Genomic DNA, 21,342 nt, shown 5'->3' on the forward strand with positions numbered 1-21,342 from the left:
TAGGTCGGGCGCGATATCCGACTTTTTCTATTTATCCAAACGATTTTTCAGCTCTTTTCCGTTTTCCGAATAATCTGTTTATACACTTCCGTACTCACCTTAGCTGTGCGTTGTTGGGTTCTGAAATCCACATAGATTATGCCGAAGCGGCTGCCGTAGCCGGAGAACCATTCGAGATTGTCGTGGCTGGACCAAACATGATAGCCCGCAACGTTCGCGCCTTGTGCCATCGCTTCTTTCATGGCGGCGATGTGGTGGGCAAGGTAGTGGCAGCGTTTTTCGTCGTTCACTTGCCCGTCTTTCATCTCGTCATCGCCGGGGAAGCCCGCGCCGTTTTCGGTGATGATGACGGTCGGGTTACCCCATTCGTCGCGGATGTGCAGCAGGAGTTGTTTGAACAGGTCGGGGCGTACTGCGGCGTTGAAGGCGACTTCGGCGCCGCCGTCGGCAACTGAATTTCCGGGGCGTAGTCGCTTGCTGCGTCTTGCCGCGCGCGGATGTAGAGCGGGGCGTCGCGGTTAGCCCGCATTTCTCACAGATAGAAGGTGCATCGCGGCCGGAGATATGAGAAAGTTTTTTTGCGAGAACGACTTAACCATATCTCTGAGGAAGCCGCGATGCCGACACAGTGTACCGTAGTCAGCCCATGCGCGAAGCGTATTGATGGCCGCCAGGTGGCGGTGGATTTCGACGGAGGGCAGATCAGTTCGGATGCGGGCGCGCTGTTGCTGCGCGAGGTCGATCGCACCTTGCGGCTGACCGAACGGGTGGCGGCCTGCTTCGAGGATGGGCGCGATCCGGAGCTGATCGAACACACGGTGCACACGTTGGTGATGCAACGGATCGTGGGGATCGCGCTGGGCTACGAGGACCTGAACGATCACGATCAATTGCGCCGTGACCCGGTACTGGCCACGCTGGCCGGTAAGCTCAGCGCTCGGCGCAAGGGCTGCGAGCCGCTGGCGGGCAAGTCGACCTTGAACCGGCTCGAACATGCCCCCGACACCAAGGACGGTTCGCGCTATCACAAGATCGCTCACGATCCGGCGGCCTTCGAGTCGCTGTTCGTCGCGTGCTTCATTGAGGCGCAGGAGCAGGCACCTGACGAGATCATCCTCGATCTGGACGCCACCGACGACCCGCTGCACGGCCAGCAGGAAGGGCGTTTCTTCCATGGTTACTACGGCGGCTACTGCTACCTGCCGCTGTACATCTTCTGCGGCCGACATCTGCTCGCCGCCAAGCTGCGCCGGGCCAACACGGATGCCTCGGCGGGCAGCATCGATGAACTCGAACGCATCGTCACCCAGATCCGCCGCCACTGGCCGGAGGTGCGCATCGTGCTGCGTGCCGACTCGGGCTTTGCGCGCGATGCCTTGATGAGTTGGTGCGAGCAGACGCACATCGACTTCGTCTTCGGGCTGGCCAAGAACGACCGGCTCAAGGCCCAGATCGAAACCGAGATGAGCCAGGCGCAGGCCGAATGCACCCAGACCGGCAAGCCCGCACGGCGGTTTCGCGACTTCACCTACCGCACCCTTGACAGCTGGTCGTGCGCCCGGCGGGTCGTCGGCAAGGCCGAGCAGCTGCCGGGCAAGGCCAATCCGCGCTTCATCGTCACCAGCCTGGACGCTCAGCGCTGGCCGGCACGCGAACTGTACGAGGCGCTGTACTGCGCCCGAGGCGAAATGGAGAACCGCATCAAGGAGTGCCAGCTACACCTGTTCGCCGATCGCACCTCAACGGCGACGATGCGGGCCAATCAGCTGCGGCTGTGGTTCGCCTCCTTCGCCTACGTCATGCTCGAAGCGCTGCGCCGCATCGGGCTGGCTGGCACCGAACTGGCCGAGGCCACCTGCGAGAGCCTGCGCCTGAAACTGCTCAAGATCGGCGCACGGGTCAAGATCAGCGTGCGCCGCATCCATGTCAGCATGGCCAGCAGTCATCCGTTCCAGACCACCTGGCGCCTGGCCCAGGCCAGACTCGCCCCCGGCTGATCCGCCACGCCACCGTGGCCCTGCTGATCCGATCGCGCTCCCGTTCGCGCGAGGCGGTCTCATGCCCAAACAGCGCCGCTTGCCCCCTCAACGCACCTGACCGCCCGCAGAACCTCACCCGCCTGCACTCCATTGGCCGCTCGCGGGCCTGAATCCTCGCGGTCACGGCAACGCGTGAAGGAAAAAGCCGCGCCAACGGGGGCCGAACCGTGAGGGTGTGAGAAATGCGGGTTAGGAGCAGAAGGAATGCGCTGCCAAGCGGGATAAATGCTGGGTTTTGTTGCTGTCGCGATTATTAAACCCTTTCTCGCTGCGCGAGATTGCGAGTTTCCCCTCACATCCGCCGGGTACCCGCAAAAGCGCAAGCTTTTTCGTGGGACGCGGCCACTGGGAGGACGGGCTTTTTCCTCACTCCAACCCCTTTGCTTTCAGCCAGTGGGCGAGGTGGTCGGCCACTTGTGCGTTGTTCGTGTCGCTGAAGATGAAGTGGGTGTTGCCCTTGATGCCGATTTTCGGCAGGTGGACGAGTTCCGCACGGCCGCCGTGTTTGTTGACGGTTTCGACGAACTGTTGCGCCATTTTCATGCGGATGTACCACTGCTCGCCGCCCTGGGTGCCGTCGAGGTGGTCGGGGATGTAGTCGCCGAAATAGATGATGATGGGGAGGCGGGTCAGTTTGGCGAATTGTTCCGGCGGCACGGTGAGTGGTGCCACGTCGCCGAATTTGCTTTCCAGTTTCGGCGGCGCTTCGCCTTCCGGGAAGTAGAACGCGCCCGGCTCAAAAGCGACGACGGCCTGCACTTTGTCCGTCGCCATCGCCGTCGTCCAGCCGATGATGCCGCCCGCCGAGTGGGTCACGAAGACGCCGCCGCCGGTTTTGTCAAAGAGTTTGACCATGCTGTCGGTAATCACGCCCGCGTCGAAGGCGCCGGTGTCCGGCGTCATCATGCGGAAGAATTGTTCTTGTGCCGCAGGGTCTTTGGGGAAGGCGACGCCGTCGTTCATCTTCGGATAGACGCCGATGCGGAATTGCGCGTACCAGAACTGGTCGTCCGGCGTTGCGCTGATGTCGGCGGCGACGGTGCTTTGTCCCGCCTGGCCGCGTCGGGGCTGGTCAACCAGATAGACGGGGTAGTGTTTGTGCAGGAAGAGCTCGTTGAAGCCGGGGCGTCCGTCCGGCGTGGTCATCCAGCCGCGCGCCGACTGGCCGTAGCCGTGCAGGAAGACGAGCGGCGTTTTTTTGGCGTCCGCCGGGATTTGGTAGAAGACGCTGGCGTGGTCGCCGTGCAGGGTCATGCCGCCGGCGGCAATGGCGGCCTTGTGCGCGTCCCAAAAGGCGCCGCCGCTGCGCGCGGCAATTTCTGCCGGGATCGGGGTGTAGCTGCCGGGCGAGGTTTTCACGGTGCCGCCGACGGCAAAGCTGCCCTGTTCGGCGAGGGTGAGCGGCGCAGCGGTGGCGGTTTGTGCCGCGATAATGGCGACGATGGCGGCGGTTAGCAGGGTTTTGATCTGCATGGGGTTTCCTTGTGTGTTGGGGAGAGGGCTATTGCAATTTCAAGCCGTCCAGCACTCGCTGCGCGCGGGCGCCGTTGTCGCTGTTGACTATTTTGATGGCGTCCACGATTTTCTGCAATTCGGCGCTACTCACGCCGAGGCTATGCGTGTTTTTCATATGTGAGCCAAGCTGCGCTTCCACGCCGTCGCCGAGCGAGGCGATGGTGGCGAGGACGACGATTTCGCGGTCGGTGTAGGAGAGGACGCCGCGCCCGAAGAGGTAGCCGAAGAGGTTGGCTTTCAGCGCGTAATCCATGCCTTCGCTGTCAAACAGCACGCCTTCGGTGGCGCGGGCGGAGCCCAGGTTGACGAGCGTTTGCACGCCGCGCGCGTAGCTGTTTTCGGGGTCGGCGGAGCGAGCGGCGGTGAATCTTTGCAATAACGGAAACATGATCACACCTTGGCGATGTCGAGACTTTCCCGACAGGATTTTCGACGATACGCGTGCGCAGGGGATGAGGCGTTAAGTTTGCGCTGAGGTATGAAAGGCCCCGGTGGCTATTCGGGGGGGCGGATACTCGTCATTCAAAAGCCTCACACGCCTGCGCGAATTGTTAAGCGGTTCCTTTTATGGCGCTTTCCAATAATTTATAACCCATAAAGCCAAGTAATGCGCCCGCAACCTTGTCAATATAATAGGCCATCTTGCCGAACGTATTGCGCACCCGTTGCTGCGATAAGACAAAAATAATCATCACGTCCCAGGCGAATACCAGCAGCGTCATCCAAATCCCTAAACCGACGGTTAGGCTTATCGTAATTCGCGGTGTAAGTATTACGGAAAACAGGCTTAAATAAAAAATAATGTTTTTCGGGTTAGATAAGCCGGATACGATACCGAGTAAAAATTCTTTAAAAAACGACGGCGCACTTTTATTGCCGAAAATAATTTGCGCTTGCGCTAAAAAAGCATAATCGCTGCGGCGCGCTTTAATGGCGTGGTACGCGATATACAGCAGGAACAATCCGCCGACGATTTTCAGGGTAATCATCAGCCACAAGGAATGGGCGATGGCAGAGCCTACCCCGATAATACAAAGCGTAATATAGACGCCGTTTGCCAGCGCAATTCCTAATGCGACGCCGATGGCACGGCGACGGGTATTGCGCAGCGCGCTGCGTACAACCAGCAGAAAATCGGGGCCGGGACTAATTAATGCCAGGAAATGGGCAATAACAACGGTGGTGATAACGGAGATGATTTCTGTCATATGATTTCCTGATTCTGAATCTTAAGAATAACTACGCATCCGGATACCCGAAATGACCTCTCAAGGTAAATGTGATTCGTATTCCCCAAACGGATATGTATGCCAGCCGGGGCGGATGAGGGTGTAATCGAGGTCGGAGGCTTCGACAATCGCCGCGCTTTGTTTATAAGGATCAAGCACCGCACCGTGGTTCCCGCCCGTCTCGTTATAAATGCTCATCGAACTGACCTAAATCAGCCGCCTGACCCCCGCCGCGTCCATCGCCGACACCGCGCTTTTGGCCAGCGCGGGCAGATTGCCGGCAAGACCGGCATAAACCAGCGACTGCCCGGCAAGCGCGGCGGTGAGCCGCGCCGTATCCAGCACGTCGCCTTCGACGACAGTTACCCGCTCGGACGAAAGCGCGGCGAGACGGGCAGCATTGCGCACATACAAAGAGAAGCGGGTGTCGGTTTCGGCGAGCAGCACGGGAATGACCGCGCGGGCGAGACTGCCGCTCGCGCCGAGCATCAGGATGTGTTGTGGGGACATGGATAGGCTCCGTTAATGGGTTCGGTGGGATTGTATAGTCGTTGCAAATAGAACTGATGCTGCGTTGGCTCGCCTCGCCGTATTACACATACTGTCTTCGGTTTATTGCCTAGGATAAAAAATAATTGTTTCAGCTATAGCCGATCCATTCTTTGAACTGCTGCCCCATGAATACCCGCTGCGGGTTGCCGCGTTCCACTTGGTAGAGTGATTTGTGGGCGCCGGCGGCGTGCTGTTGCAGGGCGCTTTGGTGGTGCTCCGCCAGCTTAAGGGCAAGCAGCTCGAGCGCGCGTTTTTTGTTGGCGTGCTGGCTGCGTTCGCTTTCAACGCGCACGGCGATGCCGCTGGCTAGGTGTACGGCGCGCACGGCGGATTCGGTTTTGTTTACATGCTGGCCGCCTTTGCCACCGGCGCGGCAGGTTTGAAACTCGATGCCGCTATCGTTGGGCAGCTCGGGGATTTCAGGTAGCCTGAACACGCCGATATACCAATTTTTGCGCGGGTGTTGTGGCCGCAGCGGGCTGGGGCAGACCCATTGCAGGGTGCCGAGCCAGCGTCCAGCCAGGGCTTCGGCGTTTTTGCCGTTGAATTTGAGCACGGCGGAAAGGATGCCGTACTGGCTTGGCGTTTCTTCCAACAGCTCGGCCTGCACGCCGGCCTGTTCGGCTTCGCGCAGTATCTGCCGCAGGGCGAAAGCGGCAAACATCTGGCATTCGGCCGGGCCTTGAGCGGTGGAGATTTGCAGGTAGATCATGCTTTGTTTCCTTTCATTTTCGGCCGGAAGGAGCGTCTGACATCGAATCCCTTGTTGCCGATTTTGTCTTTGTCGGGCACGGGCGGGCTGGTTTCGGCTTCGCTTTTGAGCTGCGATAAATATTCGCAAAGGTGCTGCCACACGATATCGGGGTCGAAATAGACGCCGAGGCCGGAGAGCTGGGGGTTTTCGGCAAAATCCTGGCGGCTGTCGAGCCGGGTGGGGCGGTGCGGGTCGGCATAATAGGCGAGCAGCAACGGCACTCGGCGGTGGGCGGCAATGCTCGGCTGGCTGCGGTTGCAGCGGCTGGGGCTGAAATCGGGTTCTTGGAAGTGCTGATACCAAGTCCAGTAGTAGTTGCCGAATTGCGGCAGGCAGAATTTGCTCCCGTCGAGAAATCGCACCATGCGCAGAGAGAGGTGGTGCCGGCGGGGTTGCAGATACACGCTTTCGATGTCGTATGAGCTGTACACCTGCTTGTCGGTGGCAAATAGGAACACGCGCAGGTTGCCGACATACAGCTCGGACACCACGGCGCAGGTGCCGAATTCCTGCTGCCAGTCGGCGGGCGGCTTGGGCAGGTTATGCAGGATTTCGCTGCCGGACGGCTGGCGGCGGTCGAACACGAGCACGGGGTCGCTGCCGTATTTGGCCACTTTGTGGTCGTAGAAATCTTTAAATTTGCTGATGATTTTCATGTGTCATCCTCCGCAGACGCCGCTGGTTTTATAAGTGAGCACGGGTTTGAGGCGGGCTATCGGCTCGATGAGGCCGGCGTGCTGCATGGCGGCGATGATGCTGTCGATGTTTTTGTAGGCTTGCGGCGCTTCTTCGTATACCAAGGCCTTGTCGGCGCACACCACCAGGCTGCCGAAGGCGGTGCGGCGCAGGCTGTCGGCGCTGTATTTGTGCGACAGGCGGCCTTTGCATTCGCTGCGCTGCCATTTGCGGCCGGCGCCGTGGGCGAGCGAGTTGAGCGCGACGGTGCAGTCGGCGGCTGGCTCGACCAGATAGCTGTAGTCGCCGCGCGAGCCGGGGATGAGCACTAGGCCGCAGTCGGATGGGGTGGCGCCTTTGCGGTGCAGCCAGCCGGTTTCGCCGCCGACTGCGGTGTGTTGCAGGAAGTTGTGGTGCACGTCGAGCAGGCGGCGGCCTTGGGCGCCCCAGAGCGCGAGCATGCGTTCGGCAATCAGCTGGCGGTTGGCGCGGGCGAAGGCGAGGGCATTTTGATGCTCGGCGAGGTAAGCGGCGGCTTCGGGGCTGTTTTCAGGTAGCCCTGAGTGGCCGTGTGCTTCCACGTGGCGGCGCAAAATCTGCTGGCCGAATCCGCGCGAGCCGCTGTGTACAAGCAGTTGCAGGTAGGCGGCATTGAAATTTTCAGGTAGCCTTTCGGGACGGTAGACGGTGTCCACAGTTTGCAGTTCGGCAAAGTGGTTGCCGCCGCCGATGGTGCCTAAGGCTACCTGAAAAGGATGGGGCGGCAGGATTTCGCGGATGCGCGGCTGCCAGCTTTCATCCAGCGGGGCATCGATATTGCCGAGCTGTTTGGCCAGTTTGGCGGGCTTGGCTTTGTGTGCGGCCAAATCGGTTTGCCACAGCGCCATGCCGCAGCCGATGTCGTTGCCGATGAGCGCGGGGTAGAAACGGCCGCTGCTGAAAAACGCAGCACCGACGGGATAGCCGCGCCCGGCGTGCAAATCGGGCATGCCGGCCACGCGGCGCATTTGCGGCAGGCGGCTGGTGGTTTGCAGCTGTTGGATGGCGTTGCCTTCAATCCAGGTGTGGGAATCGGCGATTAAAACGGTGTTTTCGGAAAGGTATTGGGGGGTTTGTGTGCCCATATTCGTACTTTCTTGCTGGTGGCGGGAAACCGGGCATTCATACGGCAGCCTGCCTTGCCGTGCGGCAAAGCAATATGCTGAAAATGAAATGGTTTCGCGCCGAATGCAAACGGCAGGCGCAGCCAAACGGCGCAAGCGCTGCGGTTTACACGATGGGGAGAAAGCAGCCCGAAGCGGGCGGCACAAGAATGGGAAGCGGCCTTATGCTTCTGAGCTGCAAAGAATTGAACGGAGTGTGAAAACATGCGACATGATGGGCTCCTTCTTTGCTGGATGGTGGATAAACAGGAAAATGGGCGGCTTAGCGCAGCCTCGTTTTGCGGATATTCCCGTTTGCAGGGGCAGGCGGGAAAGCGGGCGTCATGTTAGCGGGGAGAATGAGCTGGCGGCAAGTTTGGCGCGGGCAAATGCGGGGAATGTGTTGCGTTTTTTCCGCAGGTGCGGCGGCAGGCCGAGCGCAACAAAAACGGCAAAAACGGCAAGCAGAAGCGTCGCTGCTTATGCGTCGCGTGTGATACCCAATGCCAATGCCGCACGCACTTCGGCCTTTTCCGTTTCGTCCAACTGCGTGAAAGCGGCGATGACGCTTGCGGCGTTGTCGTTCGTTTGCGCCGCGCTGAAGAGCGAGCGCACATAGTCATCCGCCGGGTGGTTCTGGATGTCTTGCGGTGTCGCGACTTGCAGCAGCCGCCCGTGCTGCATCACGCCGATGCGGCAGGCGAGTTTCAGCGCTTCCCCCATGTCGTGGGTGACGAAAACGATGGTGGTGCCGAGTTTTTTGTGGATGAGCGACACGGTTTCTTGCAAGGAGGCGCGGGCAAGTGGATCGAGGGCGGAGAAGGGTTCGTCCATCAAGAGAATGTCGGGTTTTGCGGCGATGGCGCGCAGGATGCCGACGCGCTGCTGTTCGCCGCCGGAGAGTTCGTGCGGGTAGCGGCGCCGGTATTGCGCGGGCGGGAGGCCGACGAGTTCGAGCAGTTCGTTGATGCGCGCTTTGCGCTCTGCCTTGCCCCAGCCGAGGATGTCCGGCATCAGTTCGATGTTTTGCGCGACGGTCATGGTGGGGAAGAGAGCGATTTGTTGCAGGACGTAGCCGATGCGGTGGCGCAGCGGGCGGATGTCGTAATCCTTGATACGCCTGCCGTTGAAGTACACGTTGCCGTCGGTCGGCTCGGTGAGCGCGTTAATCATGCGCAGGGTGGTGGATTTGCCGCTGCCGCTGCCACCGACCAGCACGAAAAATTCGCCCCGGTAGATGGTGAGGTTCAGTTCGCTGACGGCGGCGTGGCTGTCGTAGTGTTTGCTGACGTTTTTGAATTCGATCAGCGGGATGCGTTCAGGCTGCATAAATATCCCTCACGACTTCGGCAAAACGGCGTGGTGCGCGGCCCAATAGTTGCGGCAGGTCGTCTGAAACAGTGGCGAGTTCGCCGCCCGCGATCGCGGTGTAGGTGGATACCCACGCTTCGATTTGCCAAGCGGGCGTTTCGGGGTAGTCGCGTTCGCGGCTGGCATAGGCCTCACGAAGGGTTTGGTTGTGGTAGCGGTGCGGTTTGCCGGTGATCTTGCTGAGAACGGCGGCGATGTCGGCGAAGGTCAGCGCTTCGCTGCCAGTAAGGGTGTAGCTGCGGTTATGGTGGCGGTCGTCGCCGGAGGCGATGGCGGCAAGGATGTTGGCCGCCGCTTGTGCTACGTCCTGCTGCGAGACGCAGGCAACGCGGCCATCGTCCGCAGGGCCGGCAATGATGCCGTCGGCGTTGGCAATTGTCGCCATCATTTCGCTGTAAAAGTTGTCGCGCAGGAAGGTGTAGCGCATGGCGGTTTGCTGGATGGCAGCTTCGGTCGCGGCGTGGGTGCGTGCCAGGGTGAAGGTGCTGCTGGCGCTGGCGCCGGCGAATGACAGATACACCAGATGCTGCACGCCTGCCGCCGCTGCCGCGCGCACCAAGGTCAGGTGTTCCTGCTCGCGCGTCGGGCTTTCGGCGGCGGACACCATAAACAGCACGTCCGCCCCGCTTAACGCCTGCCGGGCCAGCTCGAAATCGGCGTAGGCAAAGGGGCGTACCGTGCAAGCGGGCAGATCGGGCGCTTTGGCGGGGGTGCGCAGCGGCAGAATCAGCGGCAAACCACGTGCGCTGAGGTGGCGGGCGACCATGCCGCCGATGTGGCCGCTGGCGCCGGTGATGGCGAGGTTCATGTTGTGTCTCCTTGGGTTGGGTGGAGGGGAAATGGTGCCAGTTGCCGCCCCATCGCTCAATGCCTTTTGGAATATAGCTAAACACTTAAAAAATCGTAACGGCGTTACGTCGCCTCGCTACGTTTTTTATCTATTCAACTATAAGCAACGCCGTCTGGAAGATAACTTTCAGACGGCATTTTTTATTTCAGCAGTTCGCTAACAGTCGTCAGGGTGTAGCCCTGCGCGCGCAGGCCGTCGATGATAAGCGGTAGTGCTTCGCGTTCGGCGCGGCAGGCATCAATGCAAAACGGGTGCAGCAGGATGATGGCGCCGTTATGCGCTTGGGCGAGGGCAGCGGCGGTAATGGCTTCGCCAGTGGGCGGCTGGTGGCGGGTGGGTTCGCTGTCCCACATCACGGTGGTAATGTTGTGGCGGGCGAGATACCACGGCAGGCCGAGCAGTTTTTTGCCGTAGGGCGGGCGGAAATGGATGGGGCCGTGATAGCCGGCGGCGCGGATCAGGGCGTTGGTGTCTTCGATTTCGCGCGCGATGAACGCCGGTGAACGCAGCAAAAAGCGCCGGTGGCTGTAGGAGTGATTGCCCAGTTCGTGTCCGGCGGCGGCGATGCGCTGCGCTGCCTGCGGGTGGCGGGCCATGTTTTCGCCGATCATGAAGAAGGTTGCCTTCACGTTTTTTTCGGCCAGCACCGCCAGCACGGCATCGCTGGTGCGCTCGCTGGGTGCGTCATCAAAGGTGAGGGCAATGCGTTTGTGGTCGTTCGCGCCGTGGCAGACAAGATTGCCGATGAGCTGGTAGCAGCGGGCGTTCATCAACAGGTATAGGCCAACAAATGCGGCTATTGCCAGTGCGAGACCGATCAGCAATTTCTTTGGTTTCATCGGCTATTGCCCAAACGGTTATGGATGAAAGTCCACAAATTGTTCCATCCGGCGGGATTGCGCAGCGGCAGGCTCGGTGGCAGGCCGCGTGCGCTGAGGTGTGGGGCAACTATGCCGCCGCTGTGGCCGCTGGCGCCGGTGATGGCGAGGTTCATGTTGCATTTCCTCGGGGTGGTGGCTGGATGAGGGGAAATGGTGACACTGATTAGCCATCGCTCAATGTTTTTTGGAACATAGATTAAACATCTAAAAAATCGTAACGGCGTTGCGCCGCCTTGCCGTACTGCCTGCGGCGGTGCGTCTTGTTACGCTTTTATTTGTTCAACAATACTTCACCAAGAAATCCAGCACGACTTTCGGCTCGCATCCGAACCAGTTGTAGCCGTCTTTAAAGCGGCGGATGACGCCTTCAATCCAGAAAAAGTTTTTAACTACCCTGCAAATTTACAGATTTTTTAGGGGCTTGGTAAGCAAACATGTGTTCAATACATGTTAATTCCCTTAGATGCTAGGCAAAAACAAGTACTACCGCCATTGAAAAATCAGTGAGGCCAAGTTTCGTCAGCTACTGCGCCTGTTTGCCATGACTTGACCGCCACGGATGTCGCGCAGTTGTGTGGCCTTTCCGTGCGCTCGGTCAATGCGCTGTACTCGCGTATCCGTGTCCGCCTGGCCCAAGAATGCGCTGCGCAGTCCCCGTTCTCGGGCGAACTTGAAACCGATGAGCCCTATTTCGGCCCCAAGCGTATCCGGGGCAAACGCGGGCGTGGCGCGGATGGCAAAACCATCGTCTTTGGCCTGCTCAAACGTGGCGACTGCGTTTATACCGAAATCGTCTCCGATGTCTTCAAAGCCACGCTGCAAGCCATTATTCGGGGGTAAAGGGGATTCCCAACAGCGTCTTTACACCGACGGCTGGCAAGGCTATGCTGGGCTGGTTGATTTGGGTTTGGAGAAGCACTTTCGCTTCAATCACCGACACCTTGACCTCTACAAGATACTGCTTAAACTGCTCAGAGACGCCCCCTTTTTCCTAAGCCCCATAATAGATATCGGAGAAACTTGTGCCCAAAACTTACAACGAAAACTCCCGCGTCAAAATCCCCGCCATTTTGCATCTGATGCGGTTGGGCTACGACTACCTCTCGCTCAAAAACGAAAATTGGGACAAACAAACCAACATCTTTCCCGAAATCTTTATAAAAAGTCTCTGCCGCATCAATCCTGATTTGTCGCCGGACGATGCACGCCGTTTGCTGACCGACATCACTATTGAGTTAGATAACGAAGACTTGGGACAAAAATTTTACGAACGCCTCACCAATCAATCCGGCGGCAAGAAACTGATCGACTTCCAAAATTTCAATAACAACAGTTTCCACGTTGTAACCGAATTGCCCTGCATTAACGGCGATGAAGAATTCCGCCCCGACATTACCCTGCTGGTAAACGGCATGCCTTTGGTCTTTATCGAAGTCAAAAAGCCCAACAACAAAGGCGGCATCGGCGAAGAGCGGGAGCGCATGGGCAAACGCGCGAACAACCCCAAATTTCGCCGTTTCATCAACATCACCCAATTCATGATTTTTTCCAACAACATGGAATACGACGACGGCGCAACCGAACCGGCACAAGGCGCGTTTTACGCTTCGTCTGCTTACGGTAAGCCCGTGTTTAACTATTTCCGCGAAGAGCATAAATTAAACCTTGCCGAGTTATTGAACACACTTTCAGACGACCTTGAAAACAACGTTCTGCAAGACAATAATCTGCCCGTTATCAAACACAGCCCCGAATTCGTCAGCAACAAATCGCCCGATACGCCGACCAACCGCATTTTGACTTCGCTGCTTTGCCGCGAGCGCCTCGCCTTTCTCCTGCAACACGGGCTGACGTACGTTAAAAGTAACCAAGGCGCGCTGCAAAAACACATCATGCGCTATCCGCAGCTATTTGCCACTCTCGCCATTGAAAAACATTTGGCAAACGGCGGTAAAAAAGGCGTGATTTGGCACACCCAAGGCTCTGGCAAAACCGCGCTTGCCTACTACAACACCCGCTACCTGACCCACTATTACGCCAAACAGGGCATCGTGCCGAAATTCTATTTCATCGTGGACAGGCTCGATTTATTGAAACAGGCGCATCAGGAATTTACCGACCGTAACTTAATCGTCCATACCATCGACAGCCGCGAAGCCTTTGTTGCTGACATCAAATCCGCCCAAACTTTGCACAACCACGCAGGCAAAGCGGAAATCACTGTCGTCAACATCCAAAAATTCAAAGACGACCCCGATGTCGTCGCCCGTAACGACTACGACCTCGCCATCCAGCGTGTCTATTTTCTCGACGAAGTACACCGCAGCTACAACCCCAAAGGCTCGTTTCTTGCCAACCTCAACTAGTCCGACGTAAACGCCGTCAAAATCGGGCTGACCGGCACGCCGCTTATCGGCGTAACCGCAGGCAACGTCAACACCCGCGAACTCTTCGGCGACTACATCCATAAATACTATTACAACGCCTCCATTGCCGACGGCTACACCCTGCGCCTGATTCGCGAGGCCATCAGCAGCCAATACAAAGCCGAATTGCAGGCTGCATTGGCGCCGCTTGAAGTCGAAAAAGGCAGCTTTGACCGCAAAGAAATCTACGCCCATCCGCACTTCGTCCGCCCGATGCTTGACTATATCTTGGACGACTTCGCCAAATTCAGAAAAACCAACCAAGACGACAGCCTCGGCGCCATGGTCGTTTGCGACAGCGCGGAACAGGCACATCAGCTTTTTGAGCATTTTCAGACGGCCTCAGACCACAATTTCACCGCCGCACTGATATTGCACGACGTTGGCACCAAAGACGAACGCGACCAATGGGTTAAAGATTTCAAAGCAGGCAAAACCGACATCCTATTTGTGTACAACATGCTTTTGACTGGCTTTGACGCGCCGCGCCTGAAAAAACTCTATTTGGGCAGACTGATAAAAGCCCATAACCTTTTACAAACCCTCACCCGCGCCAACCGCACCTACAAATCTTACCGTTACGGCTACGTCGTCGATTTTGCCGACATCGAGCGCGAATTCGACAAAACCAACCGCGCCTATTGGGACGAACTTTCTAACGAATTGGGCGACGAAATCGGCAGTTACAGCCAGCTATTCAAAACTGCCGAAGAAATCGAACAGGAAATTGCTGACATTAAAAACGCCCTGTTTGATTTCGATACCGAAAACGCCGAAGAATTTTGCCGCCAAATCAGCCAAATAGAAGATAAAAAACAGCTTCTAGCCTTAAAAAAAGCCCTGCAAACCTTGCTCGCCGCCGGCTTCGCCACCCGCACCCCGTGGGCACAATGGCCGCGCCTCCCCATCTACCTCAAAGCCATGACCCTGCGCCTTGAAAAATACAGCAGCAACCCCGCCCGTGACGCAGCCCGCGAAGCAGACATACAGGAATTGGAACAAATGTGGCAGGAAAAAACCGACGGCTTGGTGAAACAAGGACTACCCGTTTCAGACGACCTCGCCGAGTTTAGATGGATGATTGAAGAATTGAGAGTGTCGCTGTTTGCGCAGGAATTGAAGACACCGTATCCGGTGTCGGTGAAGAGGTTGTTGAAGGTGTGGGAGGGATTGGAAGGATTATAAAATATCTAATTTTTAAGTAGATAACAAATGGACATTAAAATTGAGTACAATATTCGTTAATTTAAACAGAGTCACAACTAAATGAAAGCATCTCTCCAAACTAAATTAGGTAATATTTACCATGCAAATTCATTAGATTATATGCAATATCTACCCAATGAAACAGTTAATCTTATTATGACTTCTCCACCATTTGGTTTAGTAAGAAAAAAAGATTATGGCAATGTTGATGCACATGAATACTTAGATTGGTTCAAGCCATTTGCAGAACAATTCCATCGAATTCTAGCCTCCAACGGCTCACTGGTTATTGATATTGGTGGTGCATGGTTAGCAGGACAACCTACACGTTCACTGTATCACTACGAATTATTAATAATGCTATGTAAGGAATTTGGTTTCCATTTAGCACAAGATTTTTTTTGGTGGAATCCTGCAAAACTGCCCACTCCAGCAGAATGGGTTAATATCAGAAGGATTCGTGTAAAGGATGCAATTAATTGCGTTTGGTGGCTATCAAAAACACCTTGGCCCAAAGCAAGCAATCGTAGGGTATTGATTCCATACAGCGATGCGATGAAAGGGCTGTTAAAAAATGGTTATGATGCTAAATTACGCCCAAGTGGTCATGATATTAGTGATAAGTTCTCTTCTAACAATGGTGCAGCAATTCCTCCAAATTTAATTGCTATTGCTAATACTGAAAGTAATTCTCCCTATTTAAAAAAATGCAAAGAAAAAGGTATCAAACCACATCCTGCAAGATTTCCAATAGATTTGCCTGAAATGTTTATCCGAATGCTGACTGATGAAGGAGATATGGTGCTTGATCCTTTTGGTGGTTCATGTGTTACAGGAGAAGCAGCAGAGCGACTTAATCGTAAATGGGCTTGTGTCGAATTAGAAGAAGATTATATAGAAGGAGCGAAACTACGTTTTCCAGTTCAACATATAGTTAAAAAAACAAATAACTATACTATCTCACATCCAGCCTCATTATGGGGCAGTGAGTTGGATATTCTTTCTAATGAAGAACAATTACCAGCAGATGGCGGGAAGACAAGACGCCCAATAACTAAATAAAAATTTTAGGAAATTATTATGGCTGCAATACGTCAACCTCAAATGATAGAGATTCTACTCGATGCTATTCAAGCATCAGGTGGTAGTGCAATATTTCTAGGAGGGAACAATAAACCTTATAAATTTATTGTTCAATTCCAAGATAACCGTTTTGAATTATGGGTTTATATCTGGACAGTTACTCATGGTGGAGGACAACGTTCATCTAGAGAATTTAGAATTCAAATGACTTCTGTTAATTCTCCTCTTGCAATAAATCCAAATGGATATACTGTTTTAATGGGTTACTCTCCCACACAAAATGTATTTGCAGGATTTAGTCTTGAAAAACATAAAACATTTTCGGTTGGCTCCCCATCCATTCAAATTAATTTGAATGCTCTTGATACAGGTTTACAAGATGGATTTGGATTTTATACCAAAGATAACAGTGAGATTGCAATTGGTGTTCGTCCAGATTTATTTATTCAATATTGTTTAAATGCTAAAGAACTACATGAAACAGGCAATGTAGAGATTGTTCCTTTATTAACTAGCTCTATTGAAAATAATACAAATGAACAAATTATAAATGAAATAGAACGAGATATTGAAACATTACCTTTAGAAAGAAAATTAATTGTGCAGAAAGTGCAAAAATTATCTCGAGAATCTAAATTTAGAAAAATTGTACTCGCTGCTTACGATTATAGATGCGCAATTTCTCGTATGCAATTAAAGTTACTCGATGCAGCACACATACTTCCAGTTGCTAGCAATATTAGTACAGACCATGTTACAAATGGCTTGGCCCTAAATCCAACTTTACATAGAGCCTATGATAATTCACTAATCTATATAGATGAAGATTTTAAAATGCAGATAAATCCTAATAAAAGAAAAGAGTTATATGATATTAATCAATTAGATGGAATAGATTACTTGGAACAATTTGCTAATAGAACTATTTATTTACCACAAGATAGAAACCAACGACCTAATATTGAAAATATAATTCAAGCAAATCATTATAGAAATATTCCTAAACGTAAGCCTTAACCTGTATTCAACCACCCCAAAAGGCCGTCTGAACCCCATTTTCAGACGACCTTTTGCCACTTTACCAAACAAGGATTCTCACCACCCTCTCCCCAAACGTCGCCCGAACCAGTAAACTCCTCATGTTTCAAAAACTTCTTGGAAGCAAACCATGTCCGGTATCTACCTACCCCGCCTATTTCCGCCCCACATCGTCGAACGCGGACTGCTGTATTTTCAGCAGGGTAAGGTTCGCGATGTCCAAAAAACTTCCGCCGGGCGTTATCGGGCGGAGGTGTGCGGTTCGGAAAACTATTCGGTATGGCTGAAGCTGGATAGTGATTTGTACATTAAGGACGGGGGCTGCGATTGTCCTTATGGCGGGGCGTGCAAGCATATGGCGGCGTTGTGGTATGCGGTGCGCGCTCAAACGCCGGATGGGCAGCCGGACGAAACCGACGCGATGATTTTTGCCGTGCGCTGATTTCCAAGCTGGCGGGTTTTAATTTCGAGGCGATTTTTGCGCAAAAATTCGACTTTTTCGCCACGATTTTTGAATACCTGATTAAAGACTACAACAGCAATTCAGGCGGCAAATACGCCGAATACTACACGCCGCATGCGGTGGCGCGGATTATGGCGGATATTTTGGTGCCGGAGGAGGTGCGCGGGCAAATCCGCAGCGTGGACGTTTACGACCCGTCGGCCGGTTCGGGAACGCTGTTGATGAATGTCGCACACGCCATCGGCGAAGACAAATGTATGATTTATACGCAGGATATTTCGCAAAAATCGTCCAATCTTTTGCGGCTGAATCTGATTTTGAACAATTTGGTGCATTCTTTGAATAATGTGGTTCAAGGCAATACGATTTTGTTGCCCGCCCATAAAGATGCTTCAGGCCGTCTGAAAAAATTTGATTTCATTGTTTCCAATCCGCCGTTTAAACTCGATTTCAGCGATTTCCGCGACCAACTGGAAAGCGATGAAAACCGCGAACGCTTTTTTGCCGGAATCCCGAAAATCAAGGCGAAAGATACGGATAAGATGGAAATCTACCAGCTTTTTATCCAGCATATCCTGTTTAGCCTGAAAGAAAACGGCAAAGCGGCGATTGTGTTGCCGACGGGCTTTATCACTGCCCAATCGGGTATCGACAAAAAAATCCGCGAATATTTGGTGGAAAACAAAATGCTCGCCGGCGTGGTTTCCATGCCTTCCAATATTTTCGCCACGACGGGAACCAACGTTTCTATTCTGTTTATCGATAAATCCAATAAAGACAAAGTGGTATTAATCGACGCATCGGGCTTGGGCGAAAAAATCAAAGACGGCAAAAACCAAAAAACCGTACTCTCCCGCGCAGAAGAACAAAAAATCTGCAATACCTTCACGCACAAACAAGCTGTGGAAGATTTTAGCGTGGTGGTCAGCTACGATGAAATCAAAGCCAAAAACTACAGCCTGTCGGCAGGTCAATATTTTGAAGTAAAGATTGATTATGTGGATATTTCTGCCGATGAATTTGAGCAGAAAATGGCGGGATTTTCGGCGGATGTAGACAAGCTCTTCACCGAATCTGCGGAATTGGAAAAACAGATTAAAGAAAAGCTGCAAACACTGAGGTTTAACGGATAAGTAAGGCTGCCTAAAAAATAAAAAGCAGCCTGCACTTAGGTTTTCCCAATATGCAGGTTGCTTTTGCGATTTAACTCTGTCAACACCAAGCTTGTCAGACGACCTTCAAGCGGCAGAAGGCAGTCTGAAAACCCTATTTAAAGGATTTTCAGACGGCTTTTTTCAAATCCATATGCTTCGCCAAGAAATTCAGCACGGTTTTCGGCTCGCGTCCGAACCAGTTGTAGTATGGGTTCCGCCTGATAGGCGGGCGCGGCGTAGAGGTAACGCGGCAGTTGCAGCAGCGGGCGCGCTCGTAAAAATGCCGTCCTGCGGCGGTCAGTTCCGCTTTGCTCTGGCAGTGTTTCATTCATTCACCACCACGACTTTGCCGAAGCTGTCCGCGCTTTGCAAAAAGCGGTGCGCGTCGGGCACCTGTTCGAGGGTGTAGCGGCGTTCGATGGGAACGGGCACGTTGTGTGCGTCAATGTCGCGGAACAGAGAAGCCATCCGCTCGCCCGACACCAAGGTGGAATGGAAGGTGGTGAGATAGCTGTTGTATTTGAGTTCGATGATGGGGTCGAAGTCGTTGAGGTACCACTGGTTGCCGAGTTGCCCCGTTTGGCAAACGATACCGCCTTCATTGATATGCGCCAGGCTGTCGCGCAGAGTGGCGGGGCCGACCAGTTCAAGGATTTTGTCGTAGCGCTCATCGGTTTGCAGCACGCCGTTGCTATCAGCGATGATGGCATCGAAGCCCACCGCCCGCAGGCGCTCGGCCTTTTCTAATTTGCGGCAGGCGCCGTGCAGGGTGATGTGCGGTAGGCGCGCTTTCAGCAGCAGGGCAAAGGCAACGCCAACACCGCTAGCCGCTGCCCGCACCAGCACACGGTCATGTGGCGCGATGCGCAGTTGTTGCAACGAGCCAAAGGCGGTGTAGTAGGTTTCGGGGATGGCGGCGAGGGTTGCCCAGTCGCGGTCGCTGTCGATGGGGTAAATCTGCGCATTCGGCAGCAGGACGTATTCGGCGTAGCTGCCGTCGAACGCACGCCCCATCTCGCCCATGATGGAGGCGACTTTCTGCCCCGCTTGCAGGGCGGGCGTACTGCTTTCCGCAACTTCGCCAACGCACTCGATGCCGAGGATGCGCGGGAACCGCACGCTGGGGCTTTTCCCTTCGCGGGTGAAGATTTCGGAATGGTTGATGCCGAAGCCTCTGACTTTGACCAGCGACCAGCCTTCTTTGACCTGCGGCATCGGCACATCTTGGTAAATCAACTTGTCCGGGCTGCCGGGCTCGTAGATAACGATGGCTTTCATGCTATTTCCCCTGTGTTAACCAGCCTTTTTGCTGCAAAAAATCTTTGACGACCGCTGCCGCGCTTTCGCCCTGCGCCTTGACGCGGTAGTTCAGCCCGCTCATCTCTTCTGCGCTGATCTGCCCAGCCAGCACGTTTAGCGCCTGCACGATGCCGGGGTGCGCTTCGGCGAAGGCTGCCTTCATCAGCGGCGCGCCCTGGTAGTGGGGGAAGAGAGCGATGTCGTCCTGCAACACGGTGAGGTGGTATTGGCGCAGCTCGCTGTCTGTGGAGAAGGCTTCGAGCAGGTCGATGTGGCCGCTGTCCAGCGCGGTGTAGCGCAGCGCCGGTTCAAGGCTGACGACGTGAGTGAAGCGGATGCCATGCCGCTGCAAGCCGAGGTAGCCGTCCTGCCGGTTCATGAATTCCAGGGTAAAGCCGGCGCGGACGCTGTTTTGCACACGCGCCAGGTCGGAAATGCGCTGCAAGCGGTGCGCGGTGGCGTAGCTTTGCGGCACGGCGAGGGCGTAGGTGTTTTCATAGGCCATCGGCGGCAGCAGGCGCAGGCCGAATTGTTCATTGAGCAGGCGCGCGCCCAGTTGATAGGTCTCGTCCTGGCTTAATGCGCGACTGTTTTCGTCGGGCGGCACCTGCACCAGTGTTTCCAGCACCGTGCCAGTAAATTCGGGGTAAATGTCGATGTCGCCGCTTTTCAGGGCGTTGAAGAGGAAGGCCGTCTTGCCAAAATTGGGCTTGATCTCGACACGCAGCTGCGGATCGTGCTGCTCAATCAAGAGTTTGTACATATGAATCAGCAGCTCAGGCTCGCTGCCCATTTTGCCCGCGACCACTACCGTCTGCCGCGTTGGCGCGGCAGCGAATTGCGCCAGCCCGACTGCGCCCAGCCCCAAGAGCAGCGCGCCCAGCAGTGCCGCCTTGTGGCGGGATGCTTGCAGCCAAGCGAAGAACGCGCTCATCAGCACCGCCAGTACGGCGGCCAGCGCCGCACCGGTAAAGGTCAGCACCATGTCGTTGCGGTCGATGCCGAGCAGAATCAGGTTGCCCAGCCCGCCCGCACCAATCAGCGCTGCCAGCGTTGCCGTGCCGATGACCAGAACGGCAGCGGTGCGGATGCCGGAAATAATCGCCGGCAACGCCATCGGCAGCTCAATCCGCGCCAGCGCCTGCGCGCGCGACAGGCCGAAGGCGGTGTGCGCTTCCTTGATGGCGGGGTCAATCTGGCGCAGACCGAGCAAGGTGTTCTGGAAAATCGGCAACAGGGCGTAGAGCGTGAGCGCAATCAGCACCGGCGGCGAGCCAATACCGACCAGCGGAATCAACAACCCCAGCAGGGCCAGCGAGGGAATCGTCTGCAACACGCCGGTGCCCTGCAACACCAGTTCGGCCGGGCGGCGCTTCTCGGCCAACCACACGGCAAGCGGCACGGCAATGACAATCGCCGCCGCCAGCGACAGCGCCGACAGCCACAGGTGCTCCAGCATCGCCTGCCACAAATGCGCAAAAGAAAGAGAGTCCATCGGCCTGCCCCTTATGATAAATAGCCGATTGAAAATGTATGCTTGGTAAAAACAAGGTTATACCAATCCCAGAAATTAAGCTGAGAAGACGGCGAATCGAAGACAGTACAAGTAGTACGGTGAGGCTTACTCATAAAAATCACACGGCGATTTTTATGGGTGTTCGATTA

The 21,342-nt window shown here is 55.0% G+C and carries 19 protein-coding genes and 3 pseudogenes; 8 read left to right on the top strand and 14 right to left on the bottom strand.

All coding sequences use genetic code 11. The features are described 5' to 3' along the window. Nucleotides 1-47: 47 nt before the first annotated feature. Nucleotides 48-401 (bottom strand): family 1 glycosylhydrolase, encoded by a 354-nt coding sequence (locus ABCS64_RS02980; protein WP_418891858.1) that lies wholly within the window; start codon nt 399-401, stop codon nt 48-50. Nucleotides 402-617: 216 nt separating this feature from the next. On the opposite strand from ABCS64_RS02980, the gene ABCS64_RS02985 reads away from it, so the two are divergent. Beyond that, the gene (locus ABCS64_RS02985; RefSeq protein ID WP_418890446.1) at nt 618-1,997 is read left to right on the top strand and encodes an IS1380 family transposase; all 1,380 of its coding nucleotides are present in this window, start codon (nt 618-620) and stop codon (nt 1,995-1,997) included. Nucleotides 1,998-2,405: 408 nt separating this feature from the next. Here the strand turns inward: ABCS64_RS02985 and ABCS64_RS02990 are convergent, their stop codons facing one another. From ABCS64_RS02990 to ABCS64_RS03040, 11 genes and pseudogenes are all read right to left on the bottom strand, one after another. Further along, nucleotides 2,406-3,512: an alpha/beta hydrolase gene (locus ABCS64_RS02990; protein ID WP_418890447.1), complete on the bottom strand. Its 1,107-nt coding sequence runs from the start codon at nt 3,510-3,512 to the stop codon at nt 2,406-2,408. Nucleotides 3,513-3,540: 28 nt separating this feature from the next. Continuing rightward, complete coding sequence (locus ABCS64_RS02995) at nt 3,541-3,942, bottom strand: carboxymuconolactone decarboxylase family protein (RefSeq protein WP_418890448.1); 402 nt, start codon at nt 3,940-3,942, stop codon at nt 3,541-3,543. A gap of 163 nt (nt 3,943-4,105) precedes the next feature. Further along, on the bottom strand, nt 4,106-4,762 hold the full coding sequence (locus tag ABCS64_RS03000; RefSeq protein ID WP_418890449.1) for a LysE family translocator: 657 nt from the start codon (nt 4,760-4,762) through the stop codon (nt 4,106-4,108). A gap of 60 nt (nt 4,763-4,822) precedes the next feature. Beyond that, nucleotides 4,823-5,293: pseudogene (locus ABCS64_RS03005) on the bottom strand (NAD(P)H-binding protein). A 130-nt stretch (nt 5,294-5,423) separates the two neighbouring features. Continuing rightward, a complete protein-coding gene (prfH, locus tag ABCS64_RS03010) occupies nt 5,424-6,095 on the bottom strand; it encodes a peptide chain release factor H (protein ID WP_418891859.1) in 672 nt (223 codons plus the stop codon). Further along, entirely contained in the window at nt 6,044-6,745 is a 702-nt protein-coding gene (locus ABCS64_RS03015) for a hypothetical protein (RefSeq protein ID WP_418890450.1), read from the bottom strand. The genes prfH and ABCS64_RS03015 overlap by 52 nt, the downstream gene beginning before the upstream one ends. A gap of 3 nt (nt 6,746-6,748) precedes the next feature. Continuing rightward, nucleotides 6,749-7,888 carry an RNA ligase RtcB family protein gene (locus ABCS64_RS03020; RefSeq protein WP_418890451.1) on the bottom strand — a complete coding sequence of 380 codons (1,140 nt, stop codon included), beginning with the start codon at nt 7,886-7,888 and terminating at the stop codon, nt 6,749-6,751. A gap of 498 nt (nt 7,889-8,386) precedes the next feature. Next, complete coding sequence (locus ABCS64_RS03025; RefSeq protein ID WP_418890452.1) at nt 8,387-9,235, bottom strand: ABC transporter ATP-binding protein; 849 nt, start codon at nt 9,233-9,235, stop codon at nt 8,387-8,389. Next, entirely contained in the window at nt 9,225-10,085 is an 861-nt protein-coding gene (locus ABCS64_RS03030) for an SDR family oxidoreductase (protein ID WP_418890453.1), read from the bottom strand. The genes ABCS64_RS03025 and ABCS64_RS03030 overlap by 11 nt, the downstream gene beginning before the upstream one ends. A 182-nt stretch (nt 10,086-10,267) precedes the next feature. Then, complete coding sequence (locus tag ABCS64_RS03035; protein WP_418890454.1) at nt 10,268-10,966, bottom strand: polysaccharide deacetylase family protein; 699 nt, start codon at nt 10,964-10,966, stop codon at nt 10,268-10,270. Continuing rightward, a complete protein-coding gene (locus tag ABCS64_RS03040; protein WP_418890455.1) occupies nt 10,963-11,121 on the bottom strand; it encodes a hypothetical protein in 159 nt (52 codons plus the stop codon). Before ABCS64_RS03040 ends, ABCS64_RS03035 begins: the two co-directional genes overlap by 4 nt. Before the next feature lie 386 nt (nt 11,122-11,507). Here ABCS64_RS03040 and ABCS64_RS03045 point away from each other — a divergent pair. The 7 genes and pseudogenes from ABCS64_RS03045 to ABCS64_RS03075 form a co-directional block, all read left to right on the top strand. Continuing rightward, nucleotides 11,508-11,996, top strand: a pseudogene (locus tag ABCS64_RS03045) (IS1595 family transposase); the annotation flags it as partial. Nucleotides 11,997-12,030: 34 nt separating this feature from the next. Beyond that, a pseudogene (locus tag ABCS64_RS03050) lies at nt 12,031-13,536 on the top strand (type I restriction endonuclease); the annotation flags it as partial. A gap of 36 nt (nt 13,537-13,572) precedes the next feature. Next, entirely contained in the window at nt 13,573-14,619 is a 1,047-nt protein-coding gene (locus ABCS64_RS03055; protein WP_418891860.1) for a DUF3418 domain-containing protein, read from the top strand. A gap of 81 nt (nt 14,620-14,700) precedes the next feature. Beyond that, on the top strand, nt 14,701-15,702 hold the full coding sequence (locus ABCS64_RS03060) for a DNA-methyltransferase (protein WP_081253372.1): 1,002 nt from the start codon (nt 14,701-14,703) through the stop codon (nt 15,700-15,702). Nucleotides 15,703-15,720: 18 nt separating this feature from the next. Beyond that, a complete protein-coding gene (locus ABCS64_RS03065; protein ID WP_418890456.1) occupies nt 15,721-16,740 on the top strand; it encodes an HNH endonuclease in 1,020 nt (339 codons plus the stop codon). A gap of 151 nt (nt 16,741-16,891) precedes the next feature. Beyond that, a complete protein-coding gene (locus tag ABCS64_RS03070) occupies nt 16,892-17,203 on the top strand; it encodes an SWIM zinc finger family protein (RefSeq protein WP_418890457.1) in 312 nt (103 codons plus the stop codon). Beyond that, on the top strand, nt 17,128-18,357 hold the full coding sequence (locus ABCS64_RS03075; protein WP_418890458.1) for an HsdM family class I SAM-dependent methyltransferase: 1,230 nt from the start codon (nt 17,128-17,130) through the stop codon (nt 18,355-18,357). Before ABCS64_RS03070 ends, ABCS64_RS03075 begins: the two co-directional genes overlap by 76 nt. A 345-nt stretch (nt 18,358-18,702) precedes the next feature. Here the strand turns inward: ABCS64_RS03075 and ABCS64_RS03080 are convergent, their stop codons facing one another. Both ABCS64_RS03080 and ABCS64_RS03085 read right to left on the bottom strand, forming a co-directional pair. Next, nucleotides 18,703-19,656, bottom strand: coding sequence for a zinc-binding dehydrogenase (locus ABCS64_RS03080; protein WP_418890459.1), 954 nt, complete (start codon nt 19,654-19,656; stop codon nt 18,703-18,705). A 1-nt stretch (nt 19,657) separates the two neighbouring features. Further along, entirely contained in the window at nt 19,658-21,172 is a 1,515-nt protein-coding gene (locus tag ABCS64_RS03085) for an ABC transporter permease/substrate-binding protein (RefSeq protein ID WP_418890460.1), read from the bottom strand. Between the last annotated feature and the right edge of the window lie 170 nt (nt 21,173-21,342).

This window comes from Dentiradicibacter hellwigii (assembly GCF_041770905.1).
In the GTDB taxonomy this organism is placed as follows: Bacteria; Pseudomonadota; Gammaproteobacteria; order Burkholderiales; family Rhodocyclaceae; genus Propionivibrio; species Propionivibrio hellwigii.